The sequence below is a fragment of the Pelotomaculum propionicicum genome (assembly GCF_004369225.1).
In the GTDB taxonomy this organism is placed as follows: Bacteria; Bacillota; Desulfotomaculia; order Desulfotomaculales; family Pelotomaculaceae; genus Pelotomaculum_B; species Pelotomaculum_B propionicicum.
Genome location: NZ_QFFZ01000007.1, coordinates 67132 through 86397, shown reverse-complemented (window position 1 = coordinate 86397; position 19266 = coordinate 67132). Strand labels below are relative to the sequence as shown.

The window sequence follows — 19266 nt, the reverse complement described above, 5'->3', positions numbered from 1 at the left end:
AAGATATGAGAGACGATACTATCGCCTCTCATATCTATAATCTTTGACAAGGTTCAGTATCTGTTAATTACTTTGCTTATTTCTGTTCTTTCTCTCTCTTTTCTTTTAAAGCCCGCCACACCTTTTCATAGGTAATCGGCAGTTCGGTCATGCTGACTCCGATGGCGTCGTAAATAGCGTTGGCGACACAACCCATGGTCGGGGTGGTGGCTCCTTCGCCAACTTCCTTCAGGCCGTAAGGACCGTTGGGCTCCCAGCTGTCTTCTACAGTCAGTGATAATACCGGCGGCATGTCCAAAGCTGTCGGCAAACGGTATTCACTGAAGTTACCGTTTAAGAGTTTCCCTTTATCGTCAAATTTAACTTCTTCCCAGATGGTCTCACCGATGCCCATGGAAAAGGCGCCGTGCACCTGGCCGTGGAACAGCTTCGGGTTGATGATGGTGCCGCTGTCGTGCACGTCCCAGGTATCGACACATTCTATTTGACCGGTTTCCAGGTCAACTTTCACTTCAGCAATCTGGGTCGCGCTGCTGTATGCCGGAGAGGTGCCGACCGCCGCACCTTTGTGATTGCCGCCCAGTTTGCCGGGGTGGTACCAGCCGCGACCGATCAGTACGCCCTTCGTCACAAAGTATCTGCGGGCGACTTCTTCGAAGGTTAAGGTAAGACTTGGTTCTTGCTTCACAAATACGATGCCTTCCTTGCAGTCCAAATCGTCCGGCCTTAACTCGCGATTACCGATATAAGCCCAACCTTCTTTAATTCTCCCTGACTCTCTGAACATCTCGACCGCCTGCTCGAGAATCTTCTGCTTGACATCTTCCCCTGCTCTCTTCACAGCCCAGCCGGCCATCAGAGTCTGCCTGCTGGCGTAAGCGCCAAAGTCAAGGGTAGTCAGGTCGGTGTCACCCGCATACATCTGGCATTTTTCGTAGGGGTAACCCATCGCCTCGGCAGCCATCTGCAGCAGCACTGTGTCGCTGCCCTGGCCGATATCTACGGCCTGCGAGTATACAAACGCCCGGGTCCCGTCATCATAGATCTTGATCATGCCTACTGAGTGCGGCAGGTCGGTCCGGTACTGGCAGAAACCGGCGCCTGTAACAAAGCCGCCGTTGCCGACGCCGATGCCCCGGCCCAGGCCAAGCTTGCCTCTCTTTTCTTTCCAGCCGGAAGCATCCCGTGCCATTTCATTTGCTTTCCCTAAGTGATACGATTTCACTTCGTATCCCGCCGTGGTTACGGTGTTGTTCTTACGGGCGTTGACAAGGCGCATGTCGATCGGGTCAACCCCGATTGCCTCGCCGATAAGGTCAAGGTGGTGTTCAAAGGCATAGCGCGGCTGCGGCTGGCCGTGGCCTCTCTGTGCGCCGCAGGGCGGCAGGTTGGTTACGTAACGGTAGGCGTCAAACTGGTAGTTTTCAATGGGGTACAGCACGCCCAGCAGGGAGCCTGCATAGTATGTTGAGGCAATACCCAGACCGGTGTAAGCGCCTCCGTCCAGGATAGCTTTAAATTTATGGGCTAAAACTTTCCCGTTCTTGTCTACGCCGGTGGTAAGCTCCATAGTTATGGCGTGACGTCCATGGCCGTTTAAGAAGGTTTCTTCATGGTCATAAAACATTTTAACTGGCTGGCCGAGCATTTTGGACAGGATTAATGCGGAGAAGTCCAGTCCGGTGGGGTCTAATTTTCCTCCAAAACCTGCGCCCACATGGGTCTTCAACACGCGCAGGTCACCCATCTTCATGCCCAGCACCCGGGCCAGGTGATATTGCAGGTAGTGGACCGACTGGCAGGAGCTGTACAGGGTTGCTTTATCTCCATCCCACATGCCGATCGAGCAGTGGTTTTCAATAAAAGCATGATACGTGCGCTGCCCCTGCAGGCGGTCGGTGCGGACGTAGTACGCTTCTTTTAAGGCAGCGTCGGGATCGCCGAACTTGTGGTGAATCTCGGTATTGACGTTGCCCGGGTACTCTTCAAAGATTTGCGGCGCGCCTTCTTTTGCCGCTTCCTGCCAGGTTAATACCGCCGGCAGCTCTTCATATTCCACTTTAATCAGTTTGAGTGCTTTGTAAACGGTTTCTTCGTCAACCGCGCACACCGCGCCGATTTTGTCGCCAACATACAAGACTTTGTCAATAGCGAAAATGTTTTCGTCAAAGCGGGCGGGGCTCAGACCCCATTTCATTGAGGGAACGTCCTTGGCGGTAATGATGGCTTTTACGCCGGGTAGCTTTTCCGCTTCGGAAGTGTCAATATTAATAATGCGCGCATGCGCCACAGTGCTGCGAATTAGTTTCCCGTAAAGCATGTTCGGGAATTTAAGGTCGGCGGTGTACTGGGCACGGCCGGTTGTTTTTAAAAACGAATCGTTTCTGTCGAGGCTTTTCCCGACATAAGAAAAATCTTTATTTACTTTAACGCTCATCACCCTCATCCTTTCCTTATTTCTTTTCAGCCTCAGCCGCGGCTAAAACGGCCTCGACAATATTGACGTAACCTGTACAACGGCACAGGTTGCCGGCTATGGCCTCGCGCACCTCATGTTCGGTTGGACTTGGATTTTCATTAAGCAATGCCCTGGAAGAAATGATCATTCCGGAAGTGCAATAACCGCATTGATATGCCGCGTGCTCAATGAATTTTTCCTGGACGATATCCAATTCTTCTCCGTTCGCGATACCTTCGATGGTTGTGACTTCACGTCCGTCCACGTCAACAGCCAGGACCAGACAGGAGTTGACCGGCTTGCCGTCCAGCATAACGGTGCAGCAGCCGCAGTCACCCAGTTCGCAGCCTTTTTTAGTGCCTATAAGGTCAAGGTCTTCACGCAAGAAGTTCACCAGCAGGGTGTTGGCTTTAACCACCCTGGTATATTCGCTGCCGTTAATTTTCACGGAAACTAAATAACGCTTAATTCCACTTTTATCAACAATGAAGTTAGACATCTTCACATCTCCTTTCTTATACATGTCCCTCGTCGATAGCCTTACGCAGTGCCCGCTTGGTAAAGACGCGCACCAGGTCAGTGCGGTATTCCGCAGATGCCCTTATGTCGGAGATGGGCTTGCATTCTCCGGAGGCGATTACTCCGGCTTCTGCCAATAGTTCGTCAGTTACTGTTTTCCCTTTCAGGAATTCTTCGGTTTTCTTTGCCCGCACAGGTGTGGCGGCAACTGCCCCAAGGGCCACACGAGCATCCTTGATGACATTGTTTTCAACTTCAACAGCGACAGCTACACCGACCACAGCCAGGGCGCCTGACTTGCGCAGCCCGAACTTAATGTAGTTGCTGCCGGTCATTTTCTGGTCGGGGATGACCACTTCGGTGATGATTTCGTCCTGAGCCAGGACAGTCTTGCCGGGGCCTGTAAACAGATCTTCCAGCGGCATGGTACGCTCGCCGTTCACACCTTCAAGCTTAACGGTCGCGTTAAGAGCGATAAAAATCGGCGGCAGGTCGGCGGAAGGTACGGCGTTACTGATATTGCCGCCAAGCGTACCGATATTGCGCACCTGGTTATCAGCCATTTGCCCGGCCGCGTTCGATACTGACGCATATTTTTCGGCCAATAATTTCGACTTATACAAATCATTATGGGTAACCCTGGCGCCAACAACAACACCTTTACCCGGTACGTATTCAATTTTCTTCAACTCAGCCAGGTTTTTAATTGAGACAAGGACTTCCGGAGCCAATACTTCTTTTTTCATTTTGACGATAATGTCGCTCCCACCGGCGATCACTTTAGCCCGGGGGCCAAACTGTGACAGCAGCTGGCAGGTTTCCGCGATACTTTCCGGCGCATAATACTCGAAATCTGGTAGATACACGTTTTCTCCTCCTCTTTTTGAATAATATTCTAGTGCACACTTACACTTAAACCGCTATTTTTATTTCTGGCATCACCCTCTCCATAAAATTGCATTTTCCTATCTCTTTTAATAAATACACATAGTTTTATTAGGCTTTTTCTTCCAATAATTGTTTGAGTTTACCCCACTGCGGTTCAAAAATTTCCTTCGGCATCTCTTTTAAATCGGGAGAGATCCTGGGTTTGAAATCCATATGGGCGATAACGTCTTTCTCCACATCCATGCCCGGCGCGATTTCGATGAGAGTCATTTCACCTTCTTCCAGCGTGAAAACAGCGCGTTCGGTGACATAGAGCACTTCTTGCCCCCTTTTCTGGGAGTACTCGCCACTGAAGGTAACCTGCATCACATGGTCCAAGAATTTTTTAATTTTGCCTTCCCGCACGATCTTAATCGTGCCGCCGGCAACTTCATATACCGCGCCGGAAGTAGTCAAGGTGCCGCAGAAAACCACTTTCTTGGCGGTTGAGGAAATATTCACAAACCCGCCCGGGCCGACCACTTTGGGGCCAAATTTGCTGACGTTGAGGTTGCCCTTTTTGTCGGTTTGGGCCAGGCCTAGAAAACAAATATCCAGTCCGCCGCCGTCGTAAAAGTCAAACATGTATGGGTGGTCAATAGTTGCTTCCGAGTTGTGGGTGGCCGGGAAATCTCCGCCTTTTGCCGGCATCCCGCCAAAGTTGCCCAACTCAGTGGTGAGGGTCATCATTTCGGTTACACCTTCCTCGGCAGCCACACTGGCTACCCCGTCAGGCATGCCGATGCCCATGTTTACCACAGCGCCCGGCCGCAGTTCCATCGCCGCGCGGCGACCGATAATCTTGCGCTCGTCCAGAGGCAGGGGCGGGATACTGCCCAGGGGCGCTCTTTCAGCCCCGCACAGGGACGGCATATAATAAGTTACTTTTGTTTGCAGGTGGTTTTCCGGCTTGGACTGGACAATATAATCCACCAGGACACCCGGCACCTTTACTCTCTTGGGATGGATCGTGAAGGGCTTGACCACGTGCTCCACCTGGGCAATCACCATGCCGCCGTTGTTTCTTGCAGCCGTGGCCAATGACAGAGCCTCCAGGAATAAACACTCTGTATCCATGGTCATGTTGCCTCTTTCGTCCGCGACACTGCCGCGGATAACGGCCACATCGATCGTGAAAGGTTTGTAGTACAGGTACTCTTCCCCATCAAGCTCAATCAGCTGCACCATGTCATCTTTGGTGATCTCGTTAACCTTGCCGCCCTCTAAGCGGGGGTCGGCATAAGTGCCCAACCCTACTTTGGTCAGGACGCCGGGTTTCTTGCCCGCCATTTGCCGGTACAAATGGACCATAACCCCCTGGGGGAACAAATGGCATTCAATTTTATTGTCAATAACCAGTTGGCCTAACCTGGGCGCCTCGCCGATATGGCCGGCAATATGTTTTCTTACCAGTCCCTCATGGCCAAGGTGGTTCATGCCTCTGGTTTTATGGTCGCCGCAGCCGCAGCTGTGAGTATTCATCAGGTTTCTGGGACTGCCGGTTTCCAGGAAACGGTTCTCGAGAGCTGTCGCGACTTCCTCGGGAAAGCCGCACAAACCGGCTGTAGTCCACGCCACGGTCATACCGTCTTGTATTAAATCCACAGCTTGCCGTGCCGTGACAAGTTTGGACATCATCTCTTCTCCCTTCAAATTTATATATCTCAAATGATCCTGGGAAGGTTCTAATCTGAACTAAGCCTAAAACATTAATTTACAACTGTTTGCGTATAAAAGTTCACCTCACTTTATGTTTTTTAACTACAATTCCATGTAGTGCTTATATTATTAACACAATTAACACACGATTTTGCTGTGCAGTATTATCCGCAACCTTAGCCCGGTTTTATATTACCACCCTTAAATGAGCAAAGTGAAATATACGTTCGCGATTGCATTGATTAGTTCTGCCTATTAATATTGCGGATATGATTATTTTTTTTAATATAAAATGGTTTTTAAGTCAGGCCATAAAAAAAGGACTGCCCGGCCGTCTCTGCCTTTGCAGCCTTTGGGAACTTTCAGTGCGAATAATTGCCTATATCTGTTAATACTGGACATGCTAACCAGTACTGCACTTGGGAAATTTACACTACTGGGCTTCTTTTTTACCTGAAATACCTAAAAATAGTTATAAGAGCCTTCCAACTGAGAAGAAGGGATTTTGTAAAACTGGGATTAATAATTGCTGAAAGTGTATTAATAGGCAAAACTTATAAATACAATCGTTAAAAAATATTTAAGCTCCTTTATTATAGATGGTAAAATAAAACAAACCAAAAAAATAAATTAAATAAATTTAAGTTATTGAATTTTATTGTCGATGACATAAAAAGGTGTTATTAGCAAGAAAATCAGAACAGCTTTCTGTATACAAAAAGCATTTACATAACAAATGGATTTCGTATATAATATTACAAAAGAAGTTAATGTTATTTTCTTTTTAGGTTACATGTGATGTTTTTCACCAACCGTACCCACTTTTAAAAAATTTTGCGCAATGTATGAGGTTTTCAGCAAGTGGTAAGAGTTCCTTTTTTAGTGTCTGTTTAACTGGCAATCCACAGACTTTAGGAGGGATACTATGGAGATGCATCAGCTGGAATATGTATTGGCCGTGGCTAAATACAACAACTTCACACGGGCCGCAGAAGAGATTAAAATTTCTCAGTCCTCACTATCCCAGCAGATCAACAAGTTGGAGAACGAATTAGGCACCAGTTTATTTGTGAGGACAACCCGGTCAGTCCAACTTACCCCGGCCGGCTCAGAGTTTGTCACCCACGCCCAGCGCATAATGTCGGGTGTAAATGAAGCAAAACGCTGCATCCAGGAGTATGTGTCCATTGTAAAGGGTGAGCTTAAACTGGGGACTCTCGCGGTAATCGGCAGTTACAGCCTGCCAAACCTGGTGACTTCTTTTCAGGACAATTTCCCTGGCATAAAACTGAGCCTTTATGAGGAACAATGCGAAGAGCTTTTATATTTACTGCACGCTCAAAAAATTGACGCTGCTTTTGTCCAGATCAACAAGCCTAATCCAAACTTCAATTTCTACCCTTTGGTGAACGACAAGATGGTAGTCGTGACCAGCCACCGGCATCCATTGGCAAACAGGGTATCCATAGACATTAAAGAATTAGAAAATGAAAAGATGATTCTCACCCCTTCGACTTCCGGGCACTACCATGATTTTTATAATGCGTGTCAGGCCGCTGGCTTTGTGCCCAATGTGGTGCTGAACTGCTCTGTGGTTAAGACGATGCTGGCTTTTGTACGTGAGGAACTTGGCATTACGGTGCTATCTTCTAAGGTAGCACTGGCGGAGCGTGACCCCAGCATGCGGGTGATAGGGCTGACGCCAACCATTCACAGAAGGATCAACCTGGCCACGCGCAACAGCTCCGACACTCCGCCGACACTTAAAATGTTCTTGAAATATATCCCGCAGTGGCTTAAAACCCAGGCCGCCATCGACAGGGCTAAAGTCACCGCGATCAGCTCAAGCCTGACCAGAAATAGTTTGCAGTTAGTCCGCTAAAACACCAAAAACGAATTCGACCAAACAAGGCCACATTTAAAGGCCTTGTTTTTTTTATCACCTTATAGTTTCCTTCCCGCGCCAGGCGCACACATCAAAAAAGAGGGGCGGCAGCAAAGCCGTCCCTCTTTAGCAGATTGTTTAACTTATTTGAACATCCCAATAGAAGTCCAGTATGGAACCGCGATCGCCAGGGTAATCAGAACAGCCACACCGTAAACAAGGCCGTACGTACTGCTCTGCCCTGTCGTCCAGGACCTTTCTTTGGCAATAGACTCAGCTACCATGGCGAACATGTTTGTGTAAGTCAGGAAGAAGCAGTTTGCCGCCATGATGAAGAGGGGAACCCAGACCATAGGGTTAACACCGTAGTTGTTCGATATTTCAGGGAGAACCGGTATGAGAATGGTCATGGTGGGGATGAATACCGCCACGTCAAAGAACCTCAAAATAAAGAACAGTATTATGATGGAGTAACAGAACATCCAGGGGCTCGACGTTAAGGGCGCTATTACCGGCACTAACACGCCAACCAGCCACTTGGACACGCCGGTGACACCAAAAACGCCGCCAATGCTCATGGCCACGCCAATAAACATGATTAAATCCCAGCTGATTCCGGTACCGAATTCCGCGCCTTTAATTACGCCGAATATTGTCAGCAGGAACATTCCTCCCAACACCGTTGCTCCGTCAGGAATACCGTGGATCTTGTTGGTGAAGAACATCAAGAAGCAGATGGTAAGGATTATCGCGCTGATAGTTTGGTCTTTGCTCCATGCGCCAAGTTTTGAGTACTCTTCCTGGAAATATTCTTTCTTCAGGGTTATCGTATCTTTCGGCTTCAGAGCAAAATACCCGCCTACAATAAGCAGCACGGTCAGTATTAAAGCGGGGAGAAGCATAACTTGCAGGTAAGAATCGAAGGTTAGCACGCCTTTCAATTCCGGAACCGCCCCAAACATACCCAAAATAATCGGGCCGTGCAGGGAGCCGGTAAGCCAGCCAGATCCCGGTATTACCGCCATAGCCCAGGCGGATAACAGCAGCAGTGCGCTCCCCTTGGACTTCAACTCCAGGTTGCAGGCCTCAATTACACTGACAGCGATAGGCACAATGATGACGCAACGCACAGTAATTGAAGGTGTAAGAGCTGAGAGAGCCAACCCGATGATTACAAACGCCAGGATAAGCATAGGATAAGACGGGTTGAACATCTTCATAACCAGGAAGCCAATCCTTTTGCCCAGCCCGGTTTTAATCAGCACGAAGCCGAAGAAGAGCGCCGGGATCAGGGTCCACAGGGCGCTGCTGGTAAACCCGGAAAAAACATTGGCCGCGGGAACTTTTATAGCCAGTGTAAACATCAAGAAGAAAAACCCTGAAACGGAGTTGGGCATGTTCAACGGCTTAAATATCCACAGCCCGATGGTAATAATCAGGGCTAATAACACCAGGTGCCCCTGCGGAGGCAGCGCTGGTACCCAGGGCTTGGCCAGCCCGACATAAAGGGCGAAAACGAGCATCACTAAAAACAACATATCAGTGACTTTTAATTTTGAACCAGTTGCTGTCGTCATGAAATATTTTCCTCCTCTCAGGTTTTGGAAAAATTACCGACTATTGATACTTCTTTTTATGAAATTAAGATAAATCCTAACACCCCTTATACCCTTTATGATCACCTCACCCACCGCCGGCATACATCCTGGGGCGCTTACGCGCCCCATTCTTCACTTCTCACGTCGGCGGCTTGAAATGTACTGCCCGCAAACGGTTAAGTTTTAGCCTTTAGCAGCCAGCATAGCTTTGAGCTTGCCCCACTCAGGCTCGAATATTTCCCTGGGCATTTCTTTTAAATCGGGAGAAATCTCCGGCCTGAAGCCCATATGGGCAATGACGTCTTTTTCCACGTCCATACCCGGCGCGATTTCGACCAGGGTTACCTTGCCGTCTATCAGTTTGAACACGGCGCGCTCAGTTACATAGACCACCTCTTGTCCTCTTTTGGCGGCGTACACACCGCTGAAGGTGACATGTTCATTGGCCTGGACAAATTTCTGGACCCTGCCCTCTTTCAGAATTTTGATGGTGCCGTCTTTTACCTCATATTCAGCTCCGCCTGCGGTTAAAGTGCCGCAGAAAACTGCCTTCTTGGAGGATGATGAAATATTTACGAATCCGCCCGGTCCCACTACCTTGGGTCCAAATTTGCTGACGTTAATGTTGCCCTCAACATCGCACTGGGCCATTCCCAGGAAGCATATGTCAAGCCCGCCGCCGTCATAAAAGTCAAACATATTGGCGTGGTCAATGAGGCAATCAGGGTTGATGGCAGCCGGGAAATCCATGCCTTTGGCCGGCACGCCGCCAAAGGCGCCCAACTCGATGGTCATTAACAAGTCATCACTTACGCCTTCTTCTCCAGCCACAGCGGCAACTGCGTCAGCCATCCCGATACCCATGTTGACGCAGGCCCCGTTTCTCAGCTCCATTGCCGCCCTGCGGCCTACAACCTTGCGCTCGTCAAGCTGCATGGGTTCTACATGCGCCAGGGGCTTTCTGATTCGCCCGTCAAACGCGGGCTCATTTAAAGTGACTCTTGTCTGCAGGTGATTTTCCGGCTTGGCGACAACGATGTAGTCCACCAAAACGCCCGGCACTTTTACAGCCTTGGGATTAAGTGTTTTGGCCTTGGCCACGTACTTAACCTGGGCTATCACAATGCCGCCGTTTCTTTTTGCCGCCATGGCCTGGTGCAGCGCTTCCAGGAACAACGGCTCTTCATCCATGGTCATATTGCCGTCTTCGTCGCATACGGTGCCGCGAATCATCGCCACATCTAATTTGAGGGGTTTAAAGTACAAATACTCTTCCCCATCAAATTCAACCAGTTTTACAATGTCATCCGGGGTGATATCATTAATTTTGCCGCCCTCCCGGCGGGGGTCCGCATAGGTGCCCAGTCCTACTTTTGTGAGCACGCCCGGTTTGCCGCCGGCCATCTGCCGGAACAAATGGACAATGACGCCCTGTGGAAACAGGTGGCACTGAACTTTATTTTCAAGAACCAGTTTGCCCAGCATGGGGGCTTCGCCGATATGTCCGGCAGTGTGCCTTCTGACCATGCCTTCATGGCCCACATGGTTCATCCCTCTGGTCTTCCAGTCACCGCAGCCGCAGCTGTGGATGTTCCATAGATCCCGGGGATGACCGGTTTCCAGAAAACTCTTCTCAATTGCTATCGCCAACTCTTCTGGGAAGCCGCACAAACCAGCTGTGGTCCATGCCACACACGCGCCGTCCTTTACTAACGCTCCGACCTGATCCGGGGTAATTACTTTGGCCATCATCTCTTCTCCCTTCAAATTCAATTCTCCCTAAGAATACTTGCCATAATTCCTGAACTGCGCTGAAAACAAGACAACTCAAGGTTATCTGGTTTTTCTTGTGAAAAACTTCACCTCGCTTCCGGTAATATTTTTAAAATATAGCAACTCCTGCTGCATGCAGTATTACGCATCCTTTATACCGGTTTAATCTTACCACTCGTAAATACGCTAAGAGAAATATGTGTTTACGATTGCATTAATTAGTTCTGCCTATAAATATTGTGGTTTCCATAAACACGGGCAATATATAGGCATTTCACAATAACCCCTGCAATGCGGAAAGAAAAAGACGCCTCAAATTTGAGGCGTTAATGCGCCCGCATAATGCACTGGAGGCGTCTGCCATTAAATTATTATGGTCATTGTCTCATTATTGCAATTCCCGTAGATTTAGTTCAAAATATTATAAATAATTCTCCACAAAACCATATATCTGCCGGGCTTTAAAGTAACTTTGTAAAACCGCTGTTATGATTTCACGCGGTAAGGGTGGTTTGCTGCCTGACTTAAAGGGCAGCGCTTCTTCGTAAAACCGGTCCGGGAAAGCATACTCCTCTATTGTTTCTCCCTCACGCACATTGAACTGGTGTTGGAGGTGCCATATGTCAGAGGCAGCTTTCATTACTTCCTGTTCCGTATAAGGACAGCCGGTCACTGCCGCAAGCGCCCGCGCATAAAAGCCGGGTCCCAGCCCCCTGTGAACGGGCGGCCTGATGCAAAGGCCCGTTGAATTGATAATAGTGATCAGGTCTTCAGCATAGACGGCCATTTTGGGTATATCAACTTTAGAAGGAGGAGCGCCAAATATTTCTTCCTTCAAGTTATCGGGCATATCCAAATCGTTTATTAACTCTACAGGAACAGAAATCTCTTCTTCAAAATAGCTGCGCACCTTACCCAACAGGTTGTCGGCCGGCGACCTGGTGCGCAGGTGATCGCCGCACCTTGTGTTGGTGAGGTAGCCCAGCGTCCACACATCCCATTTCCCCCTGGGGTCCCGCACCGGAATTTCGACCCCTTTAATGTGCATTGCATATTTTGCGCTGCCGGGAATATTTGCAGAAGCTATTTTGATACCTTCAGCCAACAAATCTCCAATGCCTTTTCTTTGCCCGATACTCTCCAAAAGTCTGATTATACCCGGAAAATCGCCCCATGCGAGGGGTACCTCCGGGGCCGCTTTGCCAAGCAGGCCGTTCTGGTTAGCTTCAATGGCGAAGGCGATTACACCGGAGGCGGAAATAACATCCATACCATACAGATTGCACACTTCCGAGCATTTTAAAATTTCGGCAATCTCTTTAATGCCCAGTTTGGCGCCGAATTCTAAAGTAAAGCTAACCTCCAGGCCTTTATTTTCATATCCTTTATATTTCCCGCCTTTTACATTGGTCCAGTGGGTACAGGCAATGGGGCAGGAAAAGCAGGCCAGATCCTTTTCTTTATAGTCACTTTCGAAAATCCCCCTGCCGCGGGTTTCCACCCAATCGTCAAAGTAACCGCGCGTAAAATTGTGCCCGGGCAGCGCCCCTATCTTATTGTAAGGGTCAGCTACAACCATACTGCCAAAGCGGTTAGTGTACCCGTAGGACTCATGGTTGACAACCTTTTTAAAGGCCTCCCTCATGATCCCGGCAAAGCCGCGGCGGTCAGCCACCCGGACCTGGCCAGTGCCGCGCACCGCGACGGCTTTCAGGTTTTTACTGCCCATTACCGCGCCCATACCGGTCCTGCCCCAGCTCCCGTGGTAATTATTCTGCACTGAGGCAAAACGGACAAGCTTTTCACCAGCCGGGCCAATGCTGGCTACTTGGAAGTCTCTTCCTTTTTCCCGCCTGATCCGGTCGACAGTATCAGTTGTGGACATACCCCAAAGGTGCGCCGCGTCTTCTATTTTTATTTGTTCATTATCTATGGTAATATAAACCGGCGCGGAGCTTTTTCCAGTCAACATAACATAGCTGTAACCGGCAAATTTCAAGGCCGCCCCCCAGTGCCCCCCGCTGTTACTGGTGCCAAACCGGTTGCTGAGAGGAGACTTGCCGGTAAGTTCAGTGCGCGCGGCGGTAGGAAGCAAGGTTCCGACAAAAGTGCCGGCGCCAAAAGTCAGAATATTTTCGGGGCCGAGCGGGTCTGCCCCCGGCCTTGTAAGATCAACCAAAAGCTTTGTGTTTACACCCAGCCCGCCCAAATAATCCCTTTGGAGGTGTGACACGTCCTCTATGTCCACTTTTTTATTTGTTAAATCAATTTTTACCAATTTAGCCATCTCGCTGCTCCTTTTCTTTAACTAATGCTTTGCTGGCGCAGTAAGTGGCGCACAGGCCGCAGTTCTTACAGCCGGGGTCAAATCTGATGCTAAAATGGGCATCTTTTTCATCGATGCTTTCAACAGTAATAAGAGAACGGGATGGATCAAACCCTCCCTCATCAGACCAGGAACAAATCATCTCACAAATCCGGCACCCTGTACAGCGCGCCTCATTCAAGCTTATCTTCCAGGCCATGTGAACACCTTCACTATCTAATTAATAATAAATTTACCTGAGGTCATGGAAACGTTTTGCTTTTAATTCATACACAGGCAGTGTCCCCGGAGGCACCACTTCCACATCCATGTTAACCATAAAAGACAACTGCAGTTCCTCTGCCACCTTCTTGCGGACATTATCCCACAAGGCGGCGTCAACATTTTGCTGCGGCTCTATCCGCACTTTGATCTTATCCATCCCGGTTCCATTGTTTAAAGCCATGTACTCGTAATTATCAGAACACTCTTTAATTCCCCGCAGCACATTTTCAATTCCCGCTACGGATACGCATACTCCCCTGATTTTGATGATATCTCCTACCCGCCCCTTAAATCCTTTAAATTTACTGAGCGTCCTGCCGCACCCGCAGGAAAAACCTTCGTCTATGCCACCTACGATATCACCTGTTTCAAACCTGATGCAGGGGTGCGTTTTCCCAACTAAATCAGTAACCACCAATTTTCCGGATTCACCCGGCTTGACCGGTTCGTCGGTCTCGGGGTCCAGCACTTCACAGTAAACCAGGTCCTCATTTAGATGACCTGTTCCCTCCTCACACATCCAGGCAATATAGTTTGTCTCCTGGGTACCGCAAAAATCAAATGCTTTAGCACCCCATGCCTGTTCCAGGCGCATTCCGGTATTAGGGATGGACATCCCGCCAGGTTCACCGCCGGTACAGATAATTTTTACTCCGAGTGTGCTTGGGTCAATACCGTTATCCTGCGCGACTTTGGCCAAATGCAGGATATAGGTCGGCGTCCCCATTAAAACTGTTACACCCAGTTTTTTAATCATCCTGAGGCGCATCATACTGCTCCAGGTGCCGCCGGGTATCACCAGGGATCCCACTAAATGCTCACATGAGTCATAAGAAGCTGCGAGCCCCATAAAGGGTGTAAAGCCAAAGGCAACGTGAACAATATCATGATTTCTTATGCCGGCCGCCCAGACACTGCGCACAGCGCCTTCGCAAAAAACTCCGAAGTAGTCTTCTTCAGTGAATGGAATAAGCACAGGTTCGCCGGTAGTGCCTGAAGTCATGCCTATACGGATGAACGGCCCGCGGCCGGGCATACGCATCATTCCGTAGGGAGGGTCAATTTCCTGGCTAATTCTGATCTCTTCCTTTTTCAAGAAAGGCAAACACCTTATATCATCCAAAGTCTTTAACTTGCCAGGATTAAAACCATTTTGCCCCCATTTTTCACGGTAAAAAGGACTTTTTTCCCAAAGGTAATTGACCTGTTCGGTCAATCTGGCTAATTGCAGTTTCTTAAGCTCACTGCGCGGCATTACTTCTGCCGGAGACCAGTACTTGTAATCCACGCCGGTTGTCTGGCTTACCCCTGTCATTAGCATGTTTTCAACATCTCACTTTCTCTTACTAGACTATTCCTGCCAGGAATTTCACAAAAGCCAACAAATTCATTCATGGCTTAGTTAGTCGCATAGAGTGTTCCGCCGAAATGCCGCATTATTTTAAATTGAAATTTGTTGTCTTAACCTACCACCACCATAATTTATCTACGTGAGGTAGAAGATATCAGTCCGACCAATCCTTGTTTTATCTTACCATCGGTAAATCAATAAAGTGAAATATGTGTTTGCGATTGGATTAATAGGCTTTGCCTATAAATCTGCTAGAAACGATAGAATTTTTCTGGTAGATAGTTTAACAATTTATTACTTCTCATGCACTCAATCAAATTAGCGAATTATAGTTCTTTTTGGTACAATCAGACAACCAAAATAGCATAAGATCAAAATAACTGAGTTAAACCCACATACGCGAAAAAAAATGGCTGAATCTCAAGTATTCCACCATTTTTCTATAAATTTAAAAATATTCTAATAATTTTGCGATTTATAAGTTTTGATTAATAAACTATTATTTGCTTTTTTCTTAGCTGTTCACTTCAATTTTACGGTTTAAGAAAACACCCTTGCCCCTGGCTACAATTTTAAGATCCAGGGTCTTAATAGCACACTCGGCCAGAACTATGGAATTACCCTGGTGGACGATCAAGCCTTCAGCAATCAGTACATCATCAATGTTGGGCTGGCTGAGGTAATTGACTGTTAGTTCCACGGTTATTGGCTGAAGGCCCGCGCCGCGCAAAGCTATACCCATGCAATTGTCAGCCAGGGTGGCCAGGACTCCCCCATGTACGCCGCCATAGTAATTGGAGCATTTTTCATCCAAAAGCAGGCTTAACCGGCAGTAGTTTTTAGCCAACCTGTCGATTTTAATACCTACCAGGCTGGCAAAAGGGCTAACTGAAACCTCTTCCGTATAAGCAGGCAGAGCGCAGTTTTCTTCCAGTCCTTCAGTCGTTTTCAAATAACAGCCCCCTCAAATTGGCCTCTCAATTCAAGTCTTCAGCAAGAGGAATAATAAAGGCGTATTAAATTAAAGTCTGTTCTCATGGTTCTTTTGTACAGGTTCATTGTCTTTTTAAGGTTTTCCAAAAACAATGTCACGTCAACCCAACCAAGTTTTTCATCATAAACATAAACCGGCTTTGCATCAATATTTGTTTCTTTTGCGGTTTCAACATGAATGCTTTCCATTTAAATCACCCTGACAAAATTATTTTGGGTCCGGGGTAACCCAATAACCGGTGTTGCGGTACGGGTTCTGCAGTTCCTTGAAATGCTGCCTTTTGTTAAGAAACTCCTGCTTTTTGCTGTTCAGGTAAGCTTCAAAATGGTGCCGCCTGCCCTCGTCACTAAAACGGTGGTTGCTTTTGGGATAAAAAACCAAACTTACTTTTTCTCCTTCAGCTTTAATCACGCCCCTGGTGCCGCAGAATGGGCAGATCACATTTGCGCCGTCATACCTCAGGATATCGCTCCAACAGACCGGGCACTCATTTGCTTTGGCCGCCCGCTTATAACCGGGATCAAAAAGGGCCCGGCCCAGCTGTTGGGCTCTTGCCAGGTCAGCGGGGTTTTCTATAACTTCGGCGGGGTGTGCTCCGAAAAATACCGAGCTGTCAACCAGATTCAGGTTTAAAAACCTGGCCGTAAGGTTTAAGGCGGGTTCGGTATAGCCTTCCCAATCAGGCGCGCCGTAAGTGGTTGCTGTAACGCAGGGTTTGCCGGCGAACTGTTCGTATTTATTGCCGATAGAGACAAATCTGTCCTGGAGCTTTTTGATACTGCTGTTTGGCCCTAAAATATAGCACGGGGCGGCAATTACCACCGCATCAGCGTCCCTGATCCTGGCCAGCAGGAAATCAAGATCATCCTCAATAACGCAGGGAGCTTCCTTGGGCAAACAGGAATAGCAGGCCCTGCACCCTTTAATATCTAAATCTGTTAGCCTGATCATCTCCAACTGGTTGTTTGGACCAGACGCCTCCATGATCACCTTGGTTAATATTTCACAGTTCCCCAGTTTTCTTGGTGAGGCTACTATCCCTAAAATTTTTTTCAATTAATCAACCTCCCTGACATTAGGAATTATTTCACAAATCATTATCAAACTCCCTCTTCAACCTGACTCATAGAAAACACGCGCAAACCCGCTTAGGCTGCCAAGCAAGTGTCAGCAACCGATTATTTTAAAATCTTTTTTTATCCACACCATATTTTTTCTTTTTTATCTTACCATCCATAAATGTACTAAGTGAAATAATTATTTGTGATTGTATTAATAAGCCCTGCCTATTAATAGACCTGCGATTAATCTGACTTTCTCACAGTAAATATGAGGCATCCGCACATTTGACTACGGTTTACCCATATATTGTACTTAGAAAAAACTTTGTTTGGGAGTAGTGCAATGTCTGCTCATTATGATGTGGTTGTGGTGGGTTCCGGGTTCGGAGGCGCTACAACAGCCTGCCGGCTGGCCCAGCATGGCATGCGGGTATGTATACTTGAGCGGGGGCGTTGGTGGCAGCCGGGTGATTATCCGCTGCACAACAACGACTCCGGAGCCTGGCTCTGGACTGGAATAAGCAAGGGGTTATACCAGTACTTCCTCTTGGCCGAACGCATAGCTGAACACATCATCCAGGAAGGATGACATGTGGCAGTTTTTTAAGCTTTTCCCATATTATGAAAGTAATAATGAAAGGAGCTAAATAAAATGGCTACCAATCCCCTGCGCGTACCTTACCCTGGTTATCCGAGCGTTAATTACAAGTATTACCCGACATATATGTTTGTCCCCGAATACGCTTTCCCTGAGGCGCTGAGCCTGATCGTTCAGTCGGTAAGAGGTGAAAGAGAAGACGAGCTTTTTTACAACTTTATGCTGACTATCGCCCCGCCTGATCAAAAACAAATTATCGCAGCCATACGGGACGATGAGATAAAACACAACAAGATGCTGCGGGAAATATACTGGGAGATAAGAGGCCAGGAGATCCCAACCACACAAGAAGCGCTTTTTGAACAGCCGAGGAATTATTGCGAGGGCATATCAAGGGCTCTGTTCGGAGAATTGAGTGCTGTGGAAAGGTACCGCAAGATTTTATTCGGCTTTTCATTCCTGCCCTACCGCAATATGATCACCGAGATTTACACCGATGAGTTAAAGCACGCCTCTAAATGGAACTATTTGTTTGCCTTGAACTGCAGATAAGCATACCTACCTCATGGGTTGAGGAGCATTAGAACAAACTAATTAAAAATAGGCCTATAGTACTATTTGATTTTGCAGTTGTTATTAGTAAAATAATATAAAAGAAAAGGCAAACCCATACGAAAGATGGGGACGCAAAGCCACGGGTCTAAAGCTAATGCCATGACAGCCGGGTTGCCGTGAAATGTTTTAAATTTCAGCTACTCTTCACGGCAGGAGTAGTTTTTGATTTTCAATTATGAGTAAAAAATAACGAAGGGGTTTTTTAGTTGAGGATTGTAAGACTGTCAGAGATAAATTCTGAAATGACGCTGGCCAACCCGGTATATAACTTTGACGGCAGAATTCTTCTGAACAGCGGGGTTGCACTTACAAATACCTATAAAAACAGCCTCTACAAAAACGGCATAATTGATATCTATGTGCACGACGAGTTTTCAGAGGATATCGAAATCAAGACTATCCTTAATGAAAAAACAAAGGCGCAGGGAAAAAGTACTTTAAAAAAGTTTTTTGACGATATTAAAAAACCTAAACCCGGGAAAAAAATTTCTTTGGACCCTGTTTCCTCCGCTGTAGATGACATGATCGAAGCAGTACTCGCTTATCAGGATGACTTTTTAAACCCTGCCAGTTTGACCATGAACTATGACCAGATATTTGCCCACTCCTTAAATGTTGCTCTAATTTCAATGTTTATAGGAAAAGTCAGGGGCTTTAATGATTTAGAATTACACAAGCTGGGTATGGGAGCGATCCTGCATGATATAGGTAAATATTTTATATCTGAAGATCTGCAGAAAAAAAACCCTCTCACAGAGAGAGACAAAGAGTTTTGCTCTCACCCCATGTTAGGTTATAACACAGTTAAAGAACTGGACGAAATCAGCCCCCTGTCTAAATATGTTGTTTACGCTCATCATGAAAGGGTCGATGGAAAGGGCTACCCCAATGGTACAAATGGTTACAAAATCCACAATTTTGCCTTGATCGCCGCGGTTGCCAACTGCTTTGACCTTTTACAAACTAACAGTCCGTGACGCTGTTAAATGTCTTGAAATAGAGGTCAATAAATCACTGGACAAAAACATTGTCAAATCCTTTACCAGCCATATTTCCTATTATCCCAACGGCACTTTAATCAAGCTGAACAACGGTGAAACAGGCATAGTAAAAGAACAGAACAGATCCGACAAGGCTCGTCCAATAGTCAAAGTCCTGTACAATAAGGATGGTTCCAGATATAAAGAGGCCAAGATCATGGACCTGGCCCAAAACAGTTTTTTGAACATACTTTAAAT

Annotated in this window: 17 protein-coding genes and 1 riboswitch; of the genes, 5 read left to right on the top strand and 12 right to left on the bottom strand. The window is 47.4% G+C overall.

What is annotated here, in order from left to right; all coding sequences use genetic code 11:
• Positions 1 to 76: 76 nt before the first annotated feature.
• From Pmgp_RS05140 to Pmgp_RS05125, 4 genes are all read right to left on the bottom strand, one after another.
• On the bottom strand, positions 77 to 2437 hold the full coding sequence (locus tag Pmgp_RS05140; RefSeq protein WP_134212905.1) for a molybdopterin cofactor-binding domain-containing protein: 2361 nt from the start codon (positions 2435 to 2437) through the stop codon (positions 77 to 79).
• Positions 2438 to 2453: 16 nt separating this feature from the next.
• On the bottom strand, positions 2454 to 2957 hold the full coding sequence (locus Pmgp_RS05135) for a (2Fe-2S)-binding protein (RefSeq protein ID WP_134212904.1): 504 nt from the start codon (positions 2955 to 2957) through the stop codon (positions 2454 to 2456).
• A 16-nt stretch (positions 2958 to 2973) separates the two neighbouring features.
• Positions 2974 to 3843 carry an FAD binding domain-containing protein gene (locus Pmgp_RS05130; protein WP_134212903.1) on the bottom strand — a complete coding sequence of 290 codons (870 nt, stop codon included), beginning with the start codon at positions 3841 to 3843 and terminating at the stop codon, positions 2974 to 2976.
• Between the two features lie 130 nt (positions 3844 to 3973).
• The gene (locus tag Pmgp_RS05125; RefSeq protein ID WP_243119733.1) at positions 3974 to 5542 is read right to left on the bottom strand and encodes an acyl CoA:acetate/3-ketoacid CoA transferase; all 1569 of its coding nucleotides are present in this window, start codon (positions 5540 to 5542) and stop codon (positions 3974 to 3976) included.
• 946 nt (positions 5543 to 6488) lie between these two features.
• Here Pmgp_RS05125 and Pmgp_RS05120 point away from each other — a divergent pair.
• Positions 6489 to 7445: a LysR family transcriptional regulator gene (locus Pmgp_RS05120; protein WP_134212901.1), complete on the top strand. Its 957-nt coding sequence runs from the start codon at positions 6489 to 6491 to the stop codon at positions 7443 to 7445.
• A 146-nt stretch (positions 7446 to 7591) separates the two neighbouring features.
• On the opposite strand, the gene Pmgp_RS05115 is transcribed toward Pmgp_RS05120, so the two are convergent.
• The 8 genes from Pmgp_RS05115 to Pmgp_RS05080 all read right to left on the bottom strand — a co-directional run bounded on the left by Pmgp_RS05115 (position 7592) and on the right by Pmgp_RS05080 (position 16810).
• Positions 7592 to 9025, bottom strand: coding sequence for an SLC13 family permease (locus Pmgp_RS05115; RefSeq protein ID WP_134212900.1), 1434 nt, complete (start codon positions 9023 to 9025; stop codon positions 7592 to 7594).
• A gap of 204 nt (positions 9026 to 9229) precedes the next feature.
• Entirely contained in the window at positions 9230 to 10795 is a 1566-nt protein-coding gene (locus Pmgp_RS05110) for an acyl CoA:acetate/3-ketoacid CoA transferase (protein ID WP_134212942.1), read from the bottom strand.
• Positions 10796 to 11240: 445 nt separating this feature from the next.
• Entirely contained in the window at positions 11241 to 13106 is a 1866-nt protein-coding gene (locus Pmgp_RS05105) for an aldehyde ferredoxin oxidoreductase family protein (protein ID WP_134212899.1), read from the bottom strand.
• On the bottom strand, positions 13099 to 13344 hold the full coding sequence (locus Pmgp_RS05100; RefSeq protein WP_134212898.1) for a 4Fe-4S dicluster domain-containing protein: 246 nt from the start codon (positions 13342 to 13344) through the stop codon (positions 13099 to 13101). Before Pmgp_RS05100 ends, Pmgp_RS05105 begins: the two co-directional genes overlap by 8 nt.
• Before the next feature lie 33 nt (positions 13345 to 13377).
• Complete coding sequence (locus Pmgp_RS05095) at positions 13378 to 14730, bottom strand: phenylacetate--CoA ligase family protein (protein WP_134212897.1); 1353 nt, start codon at positions 14728 to 14730, stop codon at positions 13378 to 13380.
• A 544-nt stretch (positions 14731 to 15274) separates the two neighbouring features.
• Entirely contained in the window at positions 15275 to 15712 is a 438-nt protein-coding gene (locus Pmgp_RS05090; RefSeq protein ID WP_134212896.1) for a PaaI family thioesterase, read from the bottom strand.
• Positions 15713 to 15750: 38 nt separating this feature from the next.
• Positions 15751 to 15942, bottom strand: coding sequence for a hypothetical protein (locus Pmgp_RS05085; protein ID WP_134212895.1), 192 nt, complete (start codon positions 15940 to 15942; stop codon positions 15751 to 15753).
• 19 nt (positions 15943 to 15961) lie between these two features.
• Positions 15962 to 16810, bottom strand: coding sequence for a flavodoxin family protein (locus Pmgp_RS05080; RefSeq protein ID WP_134212894.1), 849 nt, complete (start codon positions 16808 to 16810; stop codon positions 15962 to 15964).
• A 348-nt stretch (positions 16811 to 17158) separates the two neighbouring features.
• Between Pmgp_RS05080 and Pmgp_RS05075 the strand changes: the two genes are divergently transcribed.
• The 4 genes from Pmgp_RS05075 (at position 17159) to Pmgp_RS05060 (ending at position 19264) form a co-directional block, all read left to right on the top strand.
• The gene (locus tag Pmgp_RS05075; RefSeq protein WP_134212893.1) at positions 17159 to 17404 is read left to right on the top strand and encodes an FAD-dependent oxidoreductase; all 246 of its coding nucleotides are present in this window, start codon (positions 17159 to 17161) and stop codon (positions 17402 to 17404) included.
• A 63-nt stretch (positions 17405 to 17467) separates the two neighbouring features.
• Complete coding sequence (locus tag Pmgp_RS05070) at positions 17468 to 17965, top strand: ferritin-like domain-containing protein (RefSeq protein ID WP_134212892.1); 498 nt, start codon at positions 17468 to 17470, stop codon at positions 17963 to 17965.
• 98 nt (positions 17966 to 18063) lie between these two features.
• Positions 18064 to 18147, top strand: a riboswitch (cyclic di-GMP riboswitch).
• A gap of 87 nt (positions 18148 to 18234) precedes the next feature.
• Positions 18235 to 19005 (top strand): HD-GYP domain-containing protein, encoded by a 771-nt coding sequence (locus tag Pmgp_RS05065; protein WP_134212891.1) that lies wholly within the window; start codon positions 18235 to 18237, stop codon positions 19003 to 19005.
• Positions 18977 to 19264, top strand: coding sequence for a hypothetical protein (locus tag Pmgp_RS05060; RefSeq protein ID WP_134212890.1), 288 nt, complete (start codon positions 18977 to 18979; stop codon positions 19262 to 19264). The genes Pmgp_RS05065 and Pmgp_RS05060 overlap by 29 nt, the downstream gene beginning before the upstream one ends.
• Positions 19265 to 19266: the final 2 nt, after the last annotated feature.